At 79.3% G+C, this 2,416-nt stretch carries 2 protein-coding genes; both read right to left on the bottom strand.

Annotated elements, in window-relative coordinates:
* Positions 1–24: 24 nt before the first annotated feature.
* Entirely contained in the window at positions 25–1,263 is a 1,239-nt protein-coding gene (locus ABD308_RS03555) for an acyltransferase family protein (RefSeq protein ID WP_344325366.1), read from the bottom strand.
* Positions 1,264–1,313: 50 nt separating this feature from the next.
* Positions 1,314–2,416 (bottom strand): alpha/beta hydrolase (locus ABD308_RS03560; RefSeq protein WP_425554682.1); only part of this gene is annotated, 1,103 nt, incomplete at its 5' end.

Raw genomic sequence — 2,416 nt, forward strand, 5'->3', positions numbered from 1 at the left:
GTCGCCGCCGGGTGCCCGCGTGCGTCAGACGACGCCCAGCGCGTACGCGGCGAAGAACGCCGCCCCCGCGCCGGCCACCGCCCTGGCCGGCCGGGAGAGCCCCGTCCACGGGCCGTCGAAGCGCCGGGTGAACCATCCGATCGCGACCAGCGCGGCGCCGAACAGCGGCAGCAGCGCCAGCCGCAGCGCGACCCAGCCGAGTGAGTCCGGAGCCGTCGTCAGCCCCGGCACCGTGCCGAAGGCGGCCGCACCCGGCACCGCGACCGCGAGCATCGCGCTCTGGTGCCAGCAGAAGATCGTCATCGCCGAGAGGTTCACCGCCACCACCGGCAGCCAGAGCAGCGGACGGCGGGTCAGCAGCCGGCCGAGCCGTTCGCGCAGCAGCACCGCCGCGCCGCACTGCACCGCGGCCAGCGCCGGCACCAGCAGGGACGGCGGGTGCGAGTTGGTGCGCCCGGCGCCCGGCACGCCCACCATCGACGCCGGGTAGTGGAAGACCAGCAGCAGCACGGCGAACAGCGCCCCGCCGCCGGCCAGCAGCAGCCGCGCCGCCGGCCGGCCCAGCCGGCCCTCGGCCCAGAGCGCGCCCAGCTGGTAGCCGAACAGCCAGCCCGGCAGGACGTTCAGCAGCCCGACCCAGGACGGCACCGACTCCGCCCACGGCCCGTACCGCAGCAGGTCGACGACGGCGACCGCGGCGAGCGGCACGCCCGCCGACCAGCCGCCCAGCCGGCGGGCGGCGGCCGCGCAGAGCGGGGTGAGCGCGGTCAGGCCCAGGTAGACCGCGATGTACCAGAGCGGCTGCACCACCAGCGTCGAGCCGGTCCGCACGGTGTCGGCGGGGACGCCGAGGCGGGGCAGCAGCGGGATCAGCAGGGCCCAGACGGCGGCCACCCCGAGCACCGGCCGGAGCAGCCGCACCGCCCGGCCGCGCAGCCAGCCCGCGTACCCGACGCCCCTGGCCCGGGCCCGCTCCCGCGAGCGGACCGCGGAGTGGCCGCCGACCAGGAAGAAGACGCCCAGCAGCTGGAGGCCCCAGCTGGCCGGGGCGAAGAAGCCGAGGTCGGGGGAGGAGAGCGGGCTGGCGTTGTGCAGGGCGCCGTCGGCGGAGCGGGTGAAGCCGCCGAGCAGCCAGTGGCCGACGGGGACGGAGAGCAGGGCGAGGGCGCGCAGGCCGTCGAGCGCGCGGTCGCGGCTCTCGGGGGTGCGGGCGTCCACCTGGCGGGCGGCCCGGTGCAGCGGGGCGAGCAGGGTGCGGGACATGGCGGGGTCTCCGTTCGCGGGGCGGGAGGGGTGCGCGGTGGGGGGCGGGGTCAGCGGCCGAGGGCGACGTCGGCGAAGGCGGCCAGGGAGGCGGTGCCCGGGGCGAAGTAGCCGGTGTGCCCGTGCGAGCCGGTGGACGGCAGCGGGCGGGCGCCGAAGGCCGGGTCGGTCGGGTCCGCGCCGTGGCCGAGGCCGAACAGGCGCACGTGCGGCACGTCGCCGATCCAGTCGGAGCCGTTGCGGGCGGTGGCCCAGAGCGGGACGCGTGGGTCGAGGTCGGCGGCCGAGCCGACGCCCAGGCCCGGCGAGCCGAGCACCACCACGCCGGAGGCCTGCCGGGGGCCCGGCCGGGCCAGCCCGCAGACCACCGAGCCGTAGCTGTGGCAGAACACCGTGGCCGGGGCGTCGGGCCGGGTGCTGACGGCCAGCCCGTCGAGCAGCCGGGTCAGCCGCTCGGCGCCGGCCTCGGCGAGGGTCTCGGTCGCGGCGTCCGGGCCGAGGCCGACCGGGGTGGTGTACCCGGCCCAGGCGATCACGGCGGTGCGCCCGCCGGTCGCCTCGTACAGCGCCCGGGCCATGCCGACGGGGGTGCCGTACGGGTCGCCGGCGCGGTCGAAGGTGCGCAGGTCGATGTCGGAGCCGGGGACGACGACCGCGGCGCGCCGGGCGGTGGCGAGGTCGCCGAACACCTCGGCGATCTGGCCCCGGCCGCGCGGGTCGAAGGCCAGGTAGCGGCGCGGCCCGCCGGGCGCGGCCCCGTCGAGCAGGGTGCGGTAGCGCTCGGCGCGCTCCCGGGCGGCGGTGTGGTCCCGCCGCGGGAGCGCCGGGTCGACGGCCCGGACCAGGGCGCGCCGGTACTCCTCGGCGATGGCCCGGGTGTTGGCCCGGTGGCGCAGGTCGACGGGCGCGCCGTCCAGGTTGCCGACCACCAGCGGGTGGCGGACGGCCAGCTCCTCCCGGGCGGCGGGCGCCAGGGCGGCGAAGAAGGCGGCCACCTCGGCGGGGGAGGCGGTGGCGGGGTCGGGCAGCGGAACGCCGAGGGCGGTGTCGGCGACCCAGGCGGCGGTTCCGGACGGCGGACCGGTCACCGCGCGCTCGCCGCCGGCGGCCCAGCCGCCCGCCCCCAGCACCGCGGCCAGCGACAGTGCGACGG

It is taken from the genome of Kitasatospora putterlickiae, assembly GCF_039527695.1.
GTDB classification, from domain to species: Bacteria; Actinomycetota; Actinomycetes; order Streptomycetales; family Streptomycetaceae; genus Kitasatospora; species Kitasatospora putterlickiae.

Excerpts from the sequence above, each read along its gene's own strand:
- ABD308_RS03555 (WP_344325366.1), bottom strand. The coding sequence starts at position 1,263 with ATGTCCCGCACCCTGCTCGCCCCGCTGCACCGGGCCGCCCGCCAGGTG.